The 16,408-nt window shown below is 56.9% G+C and carries 16 protein-coding genes; 2 read left to right on the top strand and 14 right to left on the bottom strand.

From position 1 onward, the window contains the following. Window positions 1-20 precede the first annotated feature (20 nt). The 12 genes from VGL70_02575 to VGL70_02520 form a co-directional block, all read right to left on the bottom strand. Entirely contained in the window at window positions 21-419 is a 399-nt protein-coding gene (locus tag VGL70_02575; protein HEY3302402.1) for a TadE/TadG family type IV pilus assembly protein, read from the bottom strand. Window positions 420-430: 11 nt separating this feature from the next. Continuing rightward, complete coding sequence (locus VGL70_02570; GenBank protein ID HEY3302401.1) at window positions 431-883, bottom strand: TadE/TadG family type IV pilus assembly protein; 453 nt, start codon at window positions 881-883, stop codon at window positions 431-433. Between the two features lie 2 nt (window positions 884-885). Further along, a complete protein-coding gene (locus VGL70_02565; GenBank protein HEY3302400.1) occupies window positions 886-2,097 on the bottom strand; it encodes a pilus assembly protein TadG-related protein in 1,212 nt (403 codons plus the stop codon). Between the two features lie 8 nt (window positions 2,098-2,105). Continuing rightward, window positions 2,106-2,504, bottom strand: coding sequence for a DUF192 domain-containing protein (locus tag VGL70_02560; GenBank protein HEY3302399.1), 399 nt, complete (start codon window positions 2,502-2,504; stop codon window positions 2,106-2,108). Between the two features lies 1 nt (window position 2,505). Then, a complete protein-coding gene (locus VGL70_02555) occupies window positions 2,506-3,441 on the bottom strand; it encodes a type II secretion system F family protein (GenBank protein ID HEY3302398.1) in 936 nt (311 codons plus the stop codon). 14 nt (window positions 3,442-3,455) lie between these two features. Continuing rightward, window positions 3,456-4,430 (bottom strand): type II secretion system F family protein, encoded by a 975-nt coding sequence (locus VGL70_02550; GenBank protein ID HEY3302397.1) that lies wholly within the window; start codon window positions 4,428-4,430, stop codon window positions 3,456-3,458. Then, entirely contained in the window at window positions 4,427-5,719 is a 1,293-nt protein-coding gene (locus tag VGL70_02545; GenBank protein HEY3302396.1) for a CpaF family protein, read from the bottom strand. Before VGL70_02545 ends, VGL70_02550 begins: the two co-directional genes overlap by 4 nt. A gap of 90 nt (window positions 5,720-5,809) precedes the next feature. Continuing rightward, window positions 5,810-7,045 (bottom strand): AAA family ATPase, encoded by a 1,236-nt coding sequence (locus tag VGL70_02540; protein ID HEY3302395.1) that lies wholly within the window; start codon window positions 7,043-7,045, stop codon window positions 5,810-5,812. An 80-nt stretch (window positions 7,046-7,125) separates the two neighbouring features. Continuing rightward, window positions 7,126-8,661, bottom strand: coding sequence for a pilus assembly protein N-terminal domain-containing protein (locus VGL70_02535; protein ID HEY3302394.1), 1,536 nt, complete (start codon window positions 8,659-8,661; stop codon window positions 7,126-7,128). Window positions 8,662-8,673: 12 nt separating this feature from the next. After that, on the bottom strand, window positions 8,674-9,495 hold the full coding sequence (gene cpaB / locus VGL70_02530; protein ID HEY3302393.1) for a Flp pilus assembly protein CpaB: 822 nt from the start codon (window positions 9,493-9,495) through the stop codon (window positions 8,674-8,676). A gap of 13 nt (window positions 9,496-9,508) precedes the next feature. Next, the gene (locus VGL70_02525; protein ID HEY3302392.1) at window positions 9,509-9,991 is read right to left on the bottom strand and encodes a prepilin peptidase; all 483 of its coding nucleotides are present in this window, start codon (window positions 9,989-9,991) and stop codon (window positions 9,509-9,511) included. A 143-nt stretch (window positions 9,992-10,134) separates the two neighbouring features. After that, window positions 10,135-10,311 carry a Flp family type IVb pilin gene (locus VGL70_02520; protein HEY3302391.1) on the bottom strand — a complete coding sequence of 59 codons (177 nt, stop codon included), beginning with the start codon at window positions 10,309-10,311 and terminating at the stop codon, window positions 10,135-10,137. Between the two features lie 396 nt (window positions 10,312-10,707). Here VGL70_02520 and VGL70_02515 point away from each other — a divergent pair, with 396 nt between their 5' ends. Continuing rightward, on the top strand, window positions 10,708-11,928 hold the full coding sequence (locus VGL70_02515; GenBank protein HEY3302390.1) for a HAMP domain-containing sensor histidine kinase: 1,221 nt from the start codon (window positions 10,708-10,710) through the stop codon (window positions 11,926-11,928). 35 nt (window positions 11,929-11,963) lie between these two features. On the opposite strand, the gene VGL70_02510 is transcribed toward VGL70_02515, so the two are convergent. Both VGL70_02510 and VGL70_02505 read right to left on the bottom strand, forming a co-directional pair. Then, complete coding sequence (locus VGL70_02510; protein ID HEY3302389.1) at window positions 11,964-13,091, bottom strand: PrpF domain-containing protein; 1,128 nt, start codon at window positions 13,089-13,091, stop codon at window positions 11,964-11,966. A 48-nt stretch (window positions 13,092-13,139) separates the two neighbouring features. Beyond that, entirely contained in the window at window positions 13,140-15,179 is a 2,040-nt protein-coding gene (locus tag VGL70_02505; GenBank protein ID HEY3302388.1) for a methyl-accepting chemotaxis protein, read from the bottom strand. Window positions 15,180-15,363: 184 nt separating this feature from the next. Between VGL70_02505 and VGL70_02500 the strand changes: the two genes are divergently transcribed. Then, window positions 15,364-16,401, top strand: coding sequence for a tripartite tricarboxylate transporter substrate-binding protein (locus VGL70_02500; protein ID HEY3302387.1), 1,038 nt, complete (start codon window positions 15,364-15,366; stop codon window positions 16,399-16,401). Window positions 16,402-16,408: the final 7 nt, after the last annotated feature.

The raw sequence follows: 16,408 nt of genomic DNA, 5'->3' as shown, positions 1-16,408 counted from the left end.
AGATTTTGAGCGCAAGCGACCTAGCGGGCGATCACCATTCGGGCTTCGCTTGAGAGGTCGACGGCCGGGATAAACCACACCACGGGCGTGAAAGAAGAGGTCACTTGGACCACGACGGTGCTCCCTGGGTCGGGGGGGGCGGGCCAGGTCACGTTCACGGTCACAGGCCGCCCTACGGCTTTGCTCTGAACGTAGCCACTGATCTGGGTCGCGGAGGCGGTACAGGAGGAGCCGTCGGGAAGAGCACAGGCGCTCCCGCGAACCGTGGCATAGCGAACTCCCTCTCTCGCGGCTTCCGAGACAATGTTGTAGTCAAAGATCAATCGACTGCCTTCAAAGATGCCCAAGATTACCATCAGGAAAAGGAGGAGGATCAGGGCAAACTCTACGGTGCTCTGGCCCGCCTCGCCTCGAATCACTTTTCTCATCCTTATTGCACCCGCATTTCTGCGGATCTTGTTATTGTAAGCGTGTCGGCGACCCAGGGATAGCTGTAAAGCAGGCTAAAGTCCTTGGTGACTACGATCCTGACGTAGACGACAGCCGCGATGCCGGTCCCGCAGCTTGCCGGTGGGATTGGAAAATTGGTATGCTTCGTCGTCGTTGCATCGCTCGGACAGCGCCAGTACATGTCGGCTGTGGTCACGTCGCTTGTGGTCAAGCCTACGTCGGCGCCGGTAGCCACTGCCGCCGCCGTCATGCCCGCAGAATCCGTCTGATTGTGAAATCCATACTCCGCGCCCGCGCGCGCCGCCTGGGTCACCGCCATTGCAAAATAAAAGATTCGTCCCAGATCGATCGTCGGCAGGAGCAGCAGGACGAGAAACGGCAAGAGCAAAGCAAATTCAACCAGGGCTTGGCCCTTATTCGATATAGATTTCATATTCATTCCGCGAGCACTACATTTCCGGGGCCCGATGGAGCGTTCGTGGGCTGCGCAAAACAGGTTGAACCCGAAATTGTGATAATATCGGCAATGAGCACAGTGCGAGATTCGGAGCAACTCCCTCCTGAAAAAGAAAGGACGGCGCCGGGAACGTAGATTGTCCCATTGAAGATTTTGTTAGAGCCTCCCGACATCGCGGCCGGAATCGGGTTAGTGCGGCCCTGGAACAGGAGAACACCTTTATAGGTTCCACTGGTCGGAGCCGAGAGCCTCACTGCACCGGTTCCGGCGAAGCTGACGCTTCCTCCTGCTGCGATATAAAAAGTTACCCCGTTGCCCGTGACGGTTGCGTTACCGCCTATCGTGAAGCCGCCGACGATATAATAGGTGCCTGGATTGAAGGTCCACGCCTCGTTGCCACTGACGGCAATCGTACAATAAGTACCCGGGTTAAAATTCCGCTGTGTCGGCAGCGGTAGAATGCAGGGGAGACTGGGGGTGGGCGCCGGTAGACTTCTCAGCGGATCGGACTTTGCCGGAGCGTTGGTTCTTGGGGTGGGGGTGGCACAACCGCCTGTGTAGTTTCCCACGATGTCGATTTCTTTGACGTGCACACACGCGCCTCCATTGAGGATCATCGCAGTGCTCGAGCTTGATCTGACATAGACGCCGCACTCTGCGGCGTTAATACTGGCGGTGCCAGCGACCGTCAATCCCGTGACCGCCAAGGGATTCAGTGCCCAGATGCACTCGGGCAAAGGCTTAGGGCCGGCGACAGCCCGGGCCGCAACTGTGGCGGTGCTGAAGTCGTCGGATGAGATGAGAGACAGGACGCGGATAAAGAAGGTCGATTTCCTCTGATTAACGATCACCTCGATATAGTCGTCGCTGGCGCTATACTGCCCGCTCGCTGGCGGACTGTTGACTGTGACGTTTACGTTGTCCACCCCTTTTGTAAACCCGTTTAAGGCCGCGTCGTCCTCGGCCGCCGTGGTGATCGCAGTTATGTTACTGCCCTTCCGTGTCTCTAGGGCTCCCGCAACGGCAGCGCTATCAGCGGCCGTCTGCATGTTCCTTTTGAGCTGGAAAAGGAAGCCTGCATCTATGGCTACCCCGATGATGCCTACAACCGGAATCAGCAATAAAGCGGCCAGAACGATGACCTGTCCGCCTTGGGACTCTGCGTACCTGTAAAGAAATGGCTTCTGCATGATTTCGTTTACCCGACTTCGTTCAGTTGGGTCTCTCTCAAATCATCGACCGCCGAGGATTCCGCCTGCGATATGTCCAGCCGGTCTCCCGGTTCGGTGCGAGATTTTCCGATCGCGCCTTTGGGCAACTCCAAGGCACTGTAAGCCGTCAGATGAATCTTGGTGGCGCGATAGGGAACCATGGCCGGAACTACGTCCACGACTTTATAGTTCTTATCCAGGAAGATGACGTCGATAGGGAACTTCATCCCGACGGTGTGAACCCCTTTGCTGGGGATCAGCCAGAGCGCCTCTTCGGGGCCAAGCTTATTTCTTTTGATCAGTCCCACCAGCCGGGTTAAAAAGCTGTCGGCTTTTCTGACTTTGGTCGCGAGCCACGTGTTCTTGTCGAGGTTAATGATCGGCATGTTAGTGACTCCCGGTGCTGACAAGCAGCTTGGCGATGCTGATGACAATCGGCGAGAAGATAACCAAGAACAGCGCGGGCAGGACAAAAAGAGCGATTGGAAAGACGAGCTTGATGACCGCCTTCCTGGCCGCCTCTTCCGCCTTGTGGCTGCGCTTGTCGCGCATCGTGCTCGCGTAGACTCTGAGCGAGCGGCCGACGCTTCCGCCCAGCTCTTCCGTTTGGTTCAGGAAAGTCAGCAGGCCTCTCAGCTCATCGAGGTCGGTCCGCTCGGCCAGCCGGGAAAGGGCCTCCCGTCGCGCCATGCCGGCATGGATCTCCCGGGTCATCAACTGGAACTCCTCGCCGATGATCAATCCTTGCTCCGCCTGTTCTTTCGCTACACGAACCAAGGCGGCGTCCATGGCCAGGCCGGCCTCGACGCAGATGACAAGGAGATCCAAAGTGTCGGGCAGGGAATCGCGTATGGCCAACGTGCGCGCCTTGGCTTTGCGTTGGAGAGCGAGTTGAGGCAGGAAGTATCCCGCCGCGGCGAATGCGGCGACCAGCAAAACCATCTTGGGCAAGGGGGTGAGAGATACGAAAGCCAAGCCGATCGAGATCAGCCCGAAAAACGCGGCCAGGAAGATGCGCACGCCCCAGAAGATGCGCACGGCCCGCTCCCACGGATAGCCGGCCCGATAGAGAAGCCGGCGCGACTTGTCATACTTCGCCGGCAGCTCTTTCTCGCCAAGAAAGAAATTCCCAATCCGTTCCCAGATCGTTTGTTCCTGGGTGTCTGATACCCGGACCGAAGAGGGCGCTTTTGTCTGAACGGCTGCGATTGCGCCGATGCGCTGCTGGATGATTTCATGTTGGGCCGCCGGCTTTGGCGCCAGGAATATATATAAAAAACTTCCGACGAGACCGAATATGCCGATGGCCAAAAGCAATTCCATAAATCCGCCGCCCGCTAGATGCGCACCTGAATAATCTTGCGGAAGACGAAAATTCCGACGACTTCGAAACTCAACGCGAGCAGCAACATCGTCCGCCCCATGGGATTGTTAAAAGTTTCGTTCATCAATTTCGCGTCCATGGAGAACATAAAAGCGGCCAAGACCGGCGGCAGCGAGGAAACAACCCAAGCGCTCATGCGGTTTTGGGCCGTTAGGCTTTTGATCTGCCTTTCGATCCTGAACCGATCGCGCACGACGTCCGCCAGGTTTTTGAGCATCTCCGCCAGGCTGCCGCCGATTTCTCTCTGCACGCCCATGGCAATGGTCAGAAGGCGCACTTCCTGGAGCGGTATCTTTTCCTGCAGTCCCTTCAAGGCGTCTGCGAGCGGAAGCCCCAGGTTTATTTCTTCCATGAAGACCGAAAATTCCGTCCCGATGGGGTCGGGCATTTCCTTGGCGACGAACACCATCGACTGGGTCAATCCCAAGCCGGCCTGCAAGCCTTGGCCGATCAGGTCCAGAGCGTCGGGCATCTGCTCCAAAAAGCGCCTGAGCCTTCTTCGGCCAAGCTGCCGGGCGTACAGGTAAGGAAGAGCGGAAGCGCCGATACCGGCGATCAGAGCGATACTAAAGCTCCAGTCGAACAGCGTCAGGAAAGCCAAGGTGATCGCTCCTGTGAAGGACGAGAACAGTAAAAACAGCGCCGGGCTGACATCCAGATTCGCCCGCTCCAAGAGGAGAGTGATGCTGCGGACGAAGTCCAGTCGATCCAAGGCGTTGTTCAGCCATGGGATTTCGCTGAAGGACGATTCCTTGAGCAGGGCGCGCACTTCCGCCTGCGAGGCATTCGGACGGCTCAGGATGGCATCGAGTCTTTTCCGGATGCGGGCTTGCGGCGAAGTCTGGATGGCGGTGGCCAGAAAAAGGGCCATGATGATCAGGCTCGCCGCGGCCAAGAAAGCGAACACGACGATAATGAGCAAACTCATATCGCCCTCTTCTTCGCGGATTGCACGACGGGAAGGAAATAGCTGTTGGGAATCTTGTGTCCGTGGCTCTCCAGGCGATCCAGGAAACTTGGCAGGACTCCGGTTGCGGCAAACTCCCCGATCACTTTGCCGGCCTCAATGCCCTTCTGCCGATATTGAAAGATCTGCTGCGTGGTGATGATGTCTCCTTCCATGCCCGTGACTTCGCAGACCTCGATCAGCTTGCGGCTGCCGTCGCTCAGGCGCGACAATTGCACGATCACGTCCAGGGCCGAGGCGATTTGTTCCCGCAAGGCCCTTTCGGGAAGACGGACGCCCGACATCAGCATCATCGTTTCCAGCCGCGCGATCGCGTCCCGGGCGGTGTTCGCATGGACCGTGCTGATGGAGCCGTCGTGTCCCGTATTCATCGCCTGAATCATGTCGAGCGCCTCGCCGCCTCTCACCTCGCCCAAAACGATCCGGTCCGGCCGCATACGAAGCGCGTTCCTGACCAGATCTCTCTGCGTCACCATTCCTTTGTCTTCGATGTTCGGCGGACGGGTTTCGAGACGGACCACGTGCTCCTGCTGGAGTTTCAGCTCGGCGGAATCCTCGATGGTGACGATCCGCTCCGTCTCGGGAATAAAGTTGGAAAGGCAGTTGAGGAGCGTCGTTTTGCCCGCGCCGGTTCCGCCGGAGACGAGAATGTTGAGGCGCGATTTGACGCAGGCCGCCAGGACTTCGGCCACCTGCTCGGGCACCGAGTCGGACTCGATAAGATTTTTCATGGTCAGCGGATCGGCGCCGAAGCGCCGGATGGAGAGTATGGGGCCGTCCAGCGCGAGCGGAGGAATGATCGCGTTCACTCGCGATCCGTCGGGAAGGCGCGCATCGACCATGGGAGACGACTCGTCGATCCGGCGGCCCACCCGCGAGACGATCCGGTCGATGATTTGCATCAAATGCGCGTCGTCGCGGAAGCTGACGTTGGCCTTTTCCAGTTTGCCGTGTCGTTCGACGTAAACCAGCCGGTGATTGTTGACGAGGATGTCGGTGATCTCGGGATCTTTCATCAAAGATTCGAGCGGCCCCAGGCCGAAGGCCTCGTGCTGAACTTCGGTCACGAGCCGGTCGCGGTCGGCGCGGCTGAGCGGCAGCGACTCCGCCATCACCATTTCCTCGAGGATGCGGCGGATCTCCACCTTCACCATCTCCACCTCTAAGCTGGAGAGTTTCGACAGGTCGAGGGTGTCGATCAGCTTGCGGTGGATGCGGAGTTTTAAATCCTGAAAGAATTGCTCATTCACCGCCCCGTGCCCGGACGTAGAGAAACGTTTGCCCTCAAGCTGGGAAATTTCGTTACGGCTCAAATTGATTTCAGAAGGGCGCATCGGTTCTTATGCCTCTTTCCTCACCTTCGCGAGATTCCGTCCCAGAGCGGGAATCCATTGGCCCAGTATTCCGCCTTTTTTTTCTTCTTCCTGCGTCGCGCCCTGGGAAAGCCAGAGGCCGTCGGTGATGCGGTCGGCCAAGGCCCGATAAGCTTTGGCGATCTCAGACTTCGGATCGTTCTCCAGAATCGAGATCCCCTGGTTAACCGCTCCGATGACCGTGGGGTAATCGTTGGGCAGCGTCCAGCAGACCTTTATCCCCAAAGCCTGTTCAACGGCCTCCACGGTCATGATTTTACTTTTTATATATCGGTTTAAGATCAACCGGATCTTCGAATCATAACCGCCGAGCCGGTCGAAGAGCTCCAACGCTCTACGGCTGCTTTTTAAGGACGGGATATCCATTTCACTGACAAAGAGAATTTGGTGCGATTGGTCGAGGGCGACCGAAACCGTGTCGTCGAAATCCTTCGGGGTGTCCACGATCACGTAATCGAAGGACTGCTCCAGAGCGGCGAGTATATGCTCGACGTCGCCGGCCTTGATCGAATTGGCGTCCTCGGCGCGGAAAGGCTCGGAGAGGACCCTCACGCCCGAGCCGTGCTGGACCAGAGAGCCTTCCAGCAACATATGATCCATTTGCTTTAAGTTTTTTACCAGATCGAGAATGGTGTAGTAGGCCTCGAGATTCAGAAAACTCGTCACCGAGCCGAATTGCAAAACAAGATCGACGATGCAAACCGACTTTTGATGATTCGCCGCCAAAGCCACGGCAAGATTGGTCGCTATCGTGGTGGTTCCGACGCCCCCCTTATTGGAAAACACGGTGATGATCTCGCCGTGCTGGGAGCCTTTCGGCGCTTGAAGATCGATCTTCGCTCGGATCCGCCCCATAGACTGCAACACGGTCGGCCAGTGGAACGGCTGAGACAAAAACTCTTCAGCTCCGGAGCGCATCGCTTCCAGGATGATTTCCGGATCTTTATTTCCGGCAGTCACCACCAGACGAACTTGAGGGAGCTTGAGCTTGACTTCCTGCGCCAGCGTCAATGCCTTGGCCGGTTCGCGGCTCAGATCAAAAATGGCTATGCCCGGACCGGTCTTCGTTCTGAGGCTCTCGAAGGCATCGTCAAAGCCGCGGATTTTATCGCTGACGATAAAGTCGCGTTCCTTTTCAATCTGCTGGCGCAAGGAGGCCAGTGAGAGATTATCTTGTCCTATCAATACGACGGGTATCTTCATAATATGATTTTTGCCCCGTAACTTTTTGGTCTCTTTCAGACCCTCCCCGCTATGGGTGTGACCTCCTCCTTATGAGTTGATCATGGCTGTTCCTGAGGCGTAGGCGCCGGATCACCGAACAGCGGGACCTGGCGCATATCCGGGTCGTCATACTTTTCAACCGACGGAATTTCCGGCTTCTCCCCGGCTTTCAACGGCTTCACGATCTTCGGTGTAATCACGAAAATCAGCTCGGTTTCCTGATCTCTAAAGCGCGTGCTGCGAAAGAGCGTCCCCAGGATCGGGATGTCGCCCAGGAACGGGATCTTGGTAAGGTCTCTAAGGGTCTTGCGGTCGAACAAGCCGCCGATCACCAGGGACTCACCCTCATGCATCTCCACGCGGTTCACGGTCCTGCGGACCTTCAATCCGGGTACGGCAATGCCTGATACCGAGACCGACACCGATTGATCGATTTCGCTGACCTCCGGAAAAACTCTGAGGTCGATGGTCTTGGACCATGTGATGGTGGGGACAAAGTCCAGTCGCACTCCGAATGGTTTGAATTCCACGGTGACTTGATCGCGAGTCGCGATGGGAATCGGAAACTCTCCTCCGGCCAGAAAACCTCCCGAGCGCCCATTTTTCATCACCAGCCTGGGCTGCGCGAGAATTTGCGTTACATCGCGATTCTGAAACAAGCGAAAAACATTCGCGACTTGGTATCTCTTTCCAAAATAAGCCATTGCGGCGGAAGCGCCCCCGCCAATCGTGGTCGTCGGCGGGAAAGTGCCGGTGTCGCCGATGAGACTGCCTGACGGAAAACCGGTCTGGGTTCCGCTCCTGCTGAGGACCGCTGTCTGGTTGTTGAAGACGCCCTGGAAGTCTAAACCCAGCTCTCTAAGCTTGGTCAGCGAAACTTCGGCGACGATGACGTCCAACTGAATTTCCTGCACCTCGCGTATCACTAGGAGATCGACGATCCCTTGTATGGCTCTTCTGTTGCCCCATCGGCCGACGTCGGTCAGGGACGATTCCTCGGTAAAGGCGAGTTGTCCGCCGCCGGCAAAAGCCGTACCCGTCTGCGGCAGGCGAATCGCCGGCGTGCTGACCGAGACAGTCTGGCTTGGCATCGGAGCGACTTCCTTGGCCGGCGCCGGTGGGAGATAGGTCTGGGCGATTTCCAAGACCTTGTCGTAAATCACTTCATTCGATACTTCGCCCCGGAGCACGATCGCAGGTCCGGAGGTCGAAGCCCGGATGTTCTCATCGGGGAAAATAATCTTGAGCTGCCTCTGCAACGCGCCGACGTCGGCCACCACCAGAAGGTCGAAGTTGGTGGCGGTTCCCTGCTGGTTCCAAACCACCAGTGAAGTCGCGCCGACCGATTTTCCGTTGATGAGAATTTGATCCGGAGCCACGACGGATACGTCGGCGATCTCCGGCTGGGTTACGGAAACCCTCGTGGCCTTTTGGTCCAGGCGGTGGATCAAAGACTTGTTGACGGTCACGGTAATGGAGGGAGGGCCATCCTGGGCCGCGGCGCTTGCTTGAACGAGCAACAGGCCGGCAAAAATCAGCAGGCGGACGCTCCACCGTTTGGCTGCGACTGTCGATAAACAAAAATGAGACCTCACGTTTTTTCCCTCCTAGAATTCCGCCACCGATTTTTTAGTTCCTAAATACAGCTCGACTCGATGTTTTGCCGGTGCGACAGCCGATACATTTCCATTCTTAGGAGCAGCGCTTACGGCAAGAAGGTCCCGCGTCGTGCTTCCCCGCGTCTGGACCAATTTTTCGTCTCCGACGGCGCGAAGCGCGAGAATGGTTTGACCTTCGAGCTGGACCAACGAAAGCCTCTCCGCCTCGTCGGGAGTCACTTCCAATGTAATGGAACGGGCGACCTGGGCCTTGCCTTCTTTTTGTTCCACGTTTTGGGCCACGGAAAGCACCCGCTTATCTTGCAAAACGATCTTGGACATTTTCTCTTCATGAGAATTTTTCCCCGGCGCGGCGACGGTGGCGATCACGTCCACCCGATCGTCCGGAGAGATGAAACCGCTCACGCCGATGATCTCATCGACTTTGACCGACATCGCCCGATAGCCGGCGCTCAGGCGAACCGTGAGCCCCATGCCCTCGCCGGAGATTCTTGATTGGAGAATCGGCTCGCCGGCCACGGTCTTGACCTTGACGATCTTGCCGACGAGTTGTTGCGTCGATACGAAAGAACCGGCGGGCACGGAAGCCTTCGGCCACGCGACCTCCTTCAGCATCCCCCCTTTAATCGCCTTTTCGTCGATGGTCGTCCCGGCGGGCACGTCCTTGGCGGCAACCACCACGTTCTGGGACGCTTTTTTCATGGCTTCCGTAGCCGCCTTCTGTTGGCGTAAAAAGTTGTACGTGCCGTAAGCGGCGATAAAGCCGAAGACCACGGCGGCAATGACGGCGATTTTGAGTCTCTGATTCATACGACGCCCTCCTTTAGAAGCCGGCCCACTTTCCCTGCGAGTCCAGATAAAATGCGATCAACGCTCCCAATCCGATGGAGACGCCATAAGGTATCGTAAGCGTCCCCTTAAAAAGTTGCTTCACGATTCCTCGGGTCGCGGCGCATGAGATCAATGCCGATGCCAAGCCAAGGACAGAAGAGTAGAAGAAGAGCCGTGGGATCCAGCTCAGCCCGAAGATGGCTCCTACGGCTCCAAAGAATTTTACGTCGCCGGCGCCGAGCCAGCCGAACGCGAAGGGGATCAAGAGAATCCCCACTCCCGCGCCGCAGCCCAAAAGGCTGTCAAAAAACTGCGGCGCTCCCTTCCAAAGATTGAGCACCATTCCACCCCCGATTCCGGCGAGGTTCAGCCAGTTGGGAATTCGTCTCTGTGTCACATCAAAGCTCATTGAAGACCCGGTAAACAGCAGAACGAAAAAATTAAAGATCAAGCTTTCGTTCAGCAATAAATTCATTTTGTTATCCGTGACCGCGAGCAGGTCATGCCGATTTTCACTGCATCCCCGAGTATGCGCCAGGGCGAGTATGGTCCCGGGGGACACACCCCACCCCTCTGCGAGAGAGAGGTGGGGCGCGGTGTGAAGGCTTCGCTAATTTATTAGCAACACCCGGTTACCGTTGTAGTCACGTTGGTGAAAATCCCGGTGATCGCATCGCCGAGACCCAAGCCGGACACGGCCACCCAGACGCCAAGAACGATGAGGCCGAGGATCAAAGCGTACTCGGTCATGCCCTGCGCTTTCTCTTCAACAAAAAACCTCTTTAGAAGCTCCATTTATTTTCACCTCCTTCCGAAAAGAATAATGTGTAGTTCGATACGGATTTCACTCGTTGGCCGATCGAGGGAGCAGTTTTTATGCCACCGTCAAAATGCTTGTTTTCGCAGGGGCTTAAATCCGATAGATCCGGCGCCTTGCCATAGATCTCTGCCACTCCTGGCAGAAGGTATGTCAGAAATGACAAACCCCTGAGCCGACTCGTGAAGCCCGGCCGTGGCTCCGGACCCTAGGCGAACGTCGAACGAGCCACGGGTAGGGGAATTTGTCCGCTAGCATCATAAGTTAATTAATCAGCGTGTTCTGTCGATCTTTCTGGATATCAATGGTTGTCCGGCTGGCCTGTGTTTTGCTCGTCCTACCCAAAACTGCCGGGGTAGAACTGCGCCCCGCTGATGCTTTTTGCTGAAAATCGAGGATTTGCCGTGCGTAAGCGCAATTCAATTCTGATCCCGTTGTTTCTGGTCACCACAATTTGCGGCCTGGTGATCTCCTTGACGGATCACGGTTCCAACTCCGCCGGGCTCGCGCTTAAAAATTTCTTGAAGTCGATTCTCTGGGTACCGCTGACAAACTTTTTTGCGCTTCGAACCGACAGCTTGACCCTTTTGTGGAACGTTCTGGAGGACAACCAAACGCTGATTGTTTACGGCGGGCTGGGGTTCTTCGGTGTCCTCATGATCGGCTTGGTAGCCCGTTCTCTTTTGAAATCTCCGAAAGACAAAATCGAGGCGTCGCTCTTGAAGGCGCTGATTCAGGAAAAAGAAAAAGCCGAACAAACGGCGAAAACAAAGGCTGAATTTCTGACCCAAGTATCGCACGAGCTGCGCACGCCGCTGGCCGTCATTATAGGATACGTCGACTGCTTGATAGACGGCATTTACGGCGATGTCGAAGGCAAGCCCAAAGACATTCTTGGAAGAATTTCCAAGCAATCGAGCGACCTTAAGAATATGATCGATCAGATTTTGCTTTTCTCCCGCTTGGAGGCGGGGAGGCATCAACCGAGGATTGAAACTGTCGCGCTCGGTAAGATGGTCGGCGAACTCAAGGAAACGTTCGGTTTTCTTGCTCGCCAAAAGGGCCTCGAAATGACTTGGCCGCTCGGCGCGGAGATTCCAGAATTACAGACCGATCCTGAAACCTTGAAGGAGGTGCTCAGCAACCTGCTGGGGAACGCTTTGAAATATACCGAGCGGGGATCGATTTATTTTCGCGCCCAATATGTTCTGGCCACGGATTCAGTTGCGTTTGAAGTTACCGATACCGGCATCGGGATTGCGCCGGCGGCGTTGGACACGATTTTCGATCCGTTCGTTCGGGCGCACAAGGAATCGGGATATCAAGCTCCGAATGGCTTGGGTGGAATAGGGATGGGTTTGGCGATCGTAAAGAAACACGTGGAGCAGCTCCATGGGGCGATCACCGTTGAAAGCCGGCTTCAACAGGGCACCTCGTTTAAAGTGGTCTTACCGAGGATATTCGTGGAACAGCAAAAACAGCCTAGCAAAAAATCTTCCCGGCTGTTGACGCTCCTGCGGCGTACCGGAGACCATAGTAAACCGGATACAGGAACGGAATCACCCGAGAATTCTGATCAGAAAAAATCAGCGTAGGGCTGAGCGCTCGCGCCGAAAATATTATCGCAGCACTACGGCAGGTAGACGTGGCCGTCCATGAGCAGGCGGGCGGTGCGCGCCAGCGCGGCTTTGGAAAGCGTGAGCCCGCCGTTATTCTTCGCGGTCTCGATCTCGACTTGAATCGTGCCGGAGGGATGTCCGATCCTCACTGCGGGCGGATTATTGGGCTGGACTCGGCGGTAAATTTCGTGAACTATCGTTCCTTCGATCTTGGCCGCCGCGCCGAGACAGACCGCGCCGGTGACGGCGTAGGCCTTGTGCAGCTTTTGTAGCGCGGTCATGCGCGCGATCACGTCGACCTCGCGCGCTTCCACTTTGCCCTTCGGCGTTTGGTAGCTCGTGGGCGGGGAGACGACAGCGATCTTTGGCACGCCGGGACTTTTTTGCGTCGCGTCGTCTTTTTTAGAGATGCCCATGATCTCGGCCACGACCGAGCGGATCTCCTCGCATTTTTTGAGCAGCGGATCGTTGCCGGCGACTTCGTCAAGCGTGGCGTCGTCTGGGAGACCTAAATCCGCCGCGCGAACAAACACGAACGGGTTGGCCGCGTCCACCATAGATACCGTCAGCTTGCCGACCGTGGGAAACTGAATTTCCTCTTTGACTTTTCCCGTCGGCAGGAGCTTGCCGGTCACCGAACCGCCGGAGTCGAGAAAGCCGAGCAGGATCTTCGACCCGCTGCCGGGAACGCCGTCGATGCGGAAATCGCCCTCGCTCTGGAATTCTCCGCCTCGCACCGGAAATTCGGCCACGATGATCTTTTTGGTGTTGGTGTTGTAGATGCGGACCTTGGTGATCGGCTCTTTAGCGTCGATCAACCCGCGCAGCAGCGCGAACGGCCCGACGGCGGCGGAGGTATTGCCGCAGTTCCCGGTGTAGTCGATCACCGGAGACGCGATGCCGACGTAACCGAAGGTATAGTTGATATCGGTCCCTGGCACGGCGGGTGGACCGATATAGGCGACCTTGCTCGTCAGCGGATCGGCGCCGCCCAGTCCGTCGATCTGTCGCATGTCCGGGCTGCCGAAGGAGGCGAGCACCACTTGATCTCTTTCTTTAGGGTCGCGCGGCAGGTCTTTTTCCAGGAAAAAAATCGGCTTGCTCGTGCCGCCGCGATAAATCGCGCAGGGAATTTTCATGACTGCGTGTGATTGTAGCCTGTTTCTTTTTGGTCCTCAATGGCCGGCTTAAGCGATACTTGCCATCTCGCTCGCATCGGCGCGCTCCCGGATCGGGGTCCCGAAGTCTCCGTCCGCAACCTGGAACTTCCGGATGAGGTCCTGGAGCGATTGGCCATAATGAACAAGCTGCGAGGCGGCCGTGTTCGCATGCTTCGATCCCGCAACCGTTTCCTTCATTGCCTGATCGATGCTCCGCATCCCTTCGGAGACCTGTTCGACGCCGAGCGCCTGTTGCCGTGTCGCCAGCGTGATCTCCTGAGTCGATTCAACCGTTTTCTTGATCGTCGAGGTCACAGTTTGCAGGGTCTCGCCCGCGTGCAGCACCTCTTCGACGCCGCTCTCCACTCCTTTCTTTCCCTCCTCGACCGCGAAGATCGAGCTGCGAGCGGCCGCTTGGACCTCCTGGATGATAGCCGCGATCTGCCCGGCGGCCTTCTGACTCTGGTCAGCTAGCTTGCGTACCTCGGTGGCGACGACCGAAAATCCTTTTCCATGCTCTCCGGCGCGCGCAGCCTCGATCGCGGCGTTGAGCGCGAGCATGTTGGTCTGCTCGGCGATGTCGGAAACCGTGTGCACGATCGTGCTAATCTTTTGGATCTGCTCGCTCAGTTGCAAAATATTGAGCGCGATTCCCTCGGTCTTGGATTTGAGGAGGTTCATTTCCTCGATCCCCTTCTGGATCGCGAGATTTCCGCGCTCGGTCGTCTGCAGCGCCTCTCTCCACTGAGCGGCCATCTCCTCAGCGGTTTTTCCGACTTGCATCGATGACTGTGCGAGCTCGTTGATGGTCGTCGTGATCTCATTGATCGAAACGGCCTGGGAAGCGATGGTTTGGTCCTGTTCGGTCAGGGCGGCGGAGATCTGCATCGCCGCGGCGCTGGTGTTCTGCACCACATCCGTGATGCGCGTGACGATCTGATTCAGGTCTTCGACCATTTTATTCAGGGATTTGGCAAGGAGATTGATTTCCGATGTCGTTTGGCCCGGGAGCGTGGCGGTCAAGTTGCCGTTAGCCACTTGCTGGGCGAATCCCGCTCCGGCAATGATGGGGCGGGAAATCGAACGCGCGAGAAAGAGCGAAGCGCCGCCGAGGAGCAGCACCGTGAAACCGACGATGGCGATCACCGTGTTGCGGAGACGGGCGATCGGAGCGAGACTTTCCGACGTATCCATTTTGGCGACAAGGACCGAGTCCAACTCGGAAAACGGCCGAAAGGCGCCCAGAACGGGCAGTCCCCGGTGGTCCTTGAAGAACGCTTCTCCCCTTTTTCCCTGATGCGCGAGCTGGATCGGCTCGACTTCGGGTATTTTCGCGAGCTGCGGCGATTCTACGTCGAAGCGCGACCGGGTAAGCATCCTGTAATCCCGGTCCACGATCATGACCTCGCCGGTTTCCCCGAGGCCGGATCGCTCCTCCGTGAGGGCCTGCATGCGGCTCAAGTCGGTCTCAAGGGCGACAAAGCCCGCCAGTTTTTCTTCAGCGGTGACGGGGGACACAATCAAGTACACAGGCTGCTGCCCGGCGGTAGAGACAAACACGGGGCTCACAAAGGTACGGCCGGTTTGCATCTTTGGCAGTCCGATCTCCGAGAGGGTCTTGCCCGTCTGGTTCAGGGTCGGCGAACTCGCAAGAATGATCTTGCCTTCAGGGTCGGTCACCAGAATGTCGAGGTAGAGGGGGTTGGTTTGCTGGAGCGATTCAACGAGGATTTTTGCCCGCTCCATTCTGGCTGCCGTCGCCGCCCCGCTACCGGCGGTGGAAAGCGGCGCGAGGAAATCTTTAATCGCGTTGTTCTGGGCCAGGCTCACGATGTCCACGCGGTGGATATATATCCAACCTTTTAACGTGAAGAGCTTGTTATCCGCGATCGCGCTGAGCTTTTGCATGATTTCGCTTTCAAGACTCGCCCGGCTGTTTATGTAAGCGAAGATGCCGATTGCGAGGATCGGCATGAGCGAGAGGGTGAGAAACCAGAAGGTCAGCTTGCCGCGAAGCGTTCCGGGCAGGACCCTTGTCACACGGGAAAGGAAATGGAATGCTTTCATAGGACCCCCTAAAGATTCGTCAAACGGCCATTGTTCATACGTTAATACTTGTGATGTCGGCCCGTCAAATGAAACCCGGCGGTCAGTAAGTTTTTCTGAACCAATCTGATAGGACTCAATCCATGGAATTGACACTTGATATCTATGGCGTTACCATGAAGCCGCCAGAAAGGAGATTATGACCATGATCGAGTTGAGAGTAAGAACGGGATTTTTATTTTCGGCCTGGTGGTATTTCCTCTTGGTTCTCGCTTTGCTCCTGAGTCCCGTGGTTTCCCATGCCGCCTCTTATTACGAAAGCAAGACCGTTACGATCGTGGTGGGCTATAAATCCGGGGGAGGATACGATCGAACCGCACGGTTGCTCGCCAAGCATCTGCCCAAATATATCCCGGGAAGCCCCACGGTGGTCGTTCAGAACATGGACGGGTCGAACAGCATGATCGCAGCGAACCACATCTACAGCGCGGCTAAGCCGGACGGTTTGACCATCGGAGCCTTCAACCGCAACCTCCCGATCGCCCAGCTTATCCGCGTCGAAGGAATAAGATTTGACATGACGAAATACAGTTGGATCGGCAGCGCCGCGTCCGAGACCACCGTGCTGACCGTCCGCAGCGACTTGCCGTTCAAGACCTTCGAGGACGTGCGCAAGTCGAAGCAGCAGGTCACCGTGGGCTCGACCGGACCCGGCGCCAATAACCACGATTTTCCGTTGCTGCTGGAAGAGTTTGCCGGCGTTAATTTCAAGATCGTCCCCGGCTATTCCTCGAGCGCGGACGTGACCCACGCCATCGAGCGCAAAGAAATCGACGCCTGGGCCGGATCCTATTCGACGGTTAAACCCTACATCGACCGCGGCCTGATTCGGGCGGTGGTCCGCTCGCGGGGCCCGGAACCCGACGTGGTGAAATTGCCGCTGGACGAAGATCTCGCCACCAGCGCAAAGGGAAAGGCTATCATGGCGATCCGATCGGCGCCGGAAAGAATAGGAAGGCCGTTCGTAGCGCCTCCGGGGACGCCGGCCGAGACGATGAAGATCCTGCGCGAGGCATTCGCGAAAGTTGCGCGGGACAAGGAACTTTTGGATGAAGCCCAGAAGGCGAAGATGGTGATCGACTATGTGTCGGCGGAGGAATGTTTGAAGATCGTTCGCGAGGTTCTCAATCAGCCCGCCGGCATAACGCAGGACTTGACGAAATACATCAAATTCGGGGAATAGCAGGGTA

The organism is Candidatus Binatia bacterium (assembly GCA_036504975.1).
In the GTDB taxonomy this organism is placed as follows: Bacteria; Desulfobacterota; Binatia; order UBA9968; family UBA9968; genus JAJPJQ01.
Note: the sequence above shows the minus strand (reverse complement) of the source record. Positions and strands in the feature narration are given on the sequence as shown.

Excerpts from the sequence above, each read along its gene's own strand:
- VGL70_02570 (HEY3302401.1), bottom strand. The coding sequence starts at position 883 with ATGAAATCTATATCGAATAAGGGCCAAGCCCTGGTTGAATTTGCTTTG.
- VGL70_02565 (HEY3302400.1), bottom strand. The coding sequence starts at position 2,097 with ATGCAGAAGCCATTTCTTTACAGGTACGCAGAGTCCCAAGGCGGACAG.
- VGL70_02560 (HEY3302399.1), bottom strand. The coding sequence starts at position 2,504 with ATGCCGATCATTAACCTCGACAAGAACACGTGGCTCGCGACCAAAGTC.
- VGL70_02555 (HEY3302398.1), bottom strand. The coding sequence starts at position 3,441 with ATGGAATTGCTTTTGGCCATCGGCATATTCGGTCTCGTCGGAAGTTTT.
- VGL70_02550 (HEY3302397.1), bottom strand. The coding sequence starts at position 4,430 with ATGAGTTTGCTCATTATCGTCGTGTTCGCTTTCTTGGCCGCGGCGAGC.
- VGL70_02540 (HEY3302395.1), bottom strand. The coding sequence starts at position 7,045 with ATGAAGATACCCGTCGTATTGATAGGACAAGATAATCTCTCACTGGCC.
- cpaB (HEY3302393.1), bottom strand. The coding sequence starts at position 9,495 with ATGAATCAGAGACTCAAAATCGCCGTCATTGCCGCCGTGGTCTTCGGC.
- VGL70_02525 (HEY3302392.1), bottom strand. The coding sequence starts at position 9,991 with ATGAATTTATTGCTGAACGAAAGCTTGATCTTTAATTTTTTCGTTCTG.
- VGL70_02520 (HEY3302391.1), bottom strand. The coding sequence starts at position 10,311 with ATGGAGCTTCTAAAGAGGTTTTTTGTTGAAGAGAAAGCGCAGGGCATG.
- VGL70_02515 (HEY3302390.1), top strand. The coding sequence starts at position 10,708 with ATGCTTTTTGCTGAAAATCGAGGATTTGCCGTGCGTAAGCGCAATTCA.
- VGL70_02510 (HEY3302389.1), bottom strand. The coding sequence starts at position 13,091 with ATGAAAATTCCCTGCGCGATTTATCGCGGCGGCACGAGCAAGCCGATT.
- VGL70_02505 (HEY3302388.1), bottom strand. The coding sequence starts at position 15,179 with ATGAAAGCATTCCATTTCCTTTCCCGTGTGACAAGGGTCCTGCCCGGA.
- VGL70_02500 (HEY3302387.1), top strand. The coding sequence starts at position 15,364 with ATGATCGAGTTGAGAGTAAGAACGGGATTTTTATTTTCGGCCTGGTGG.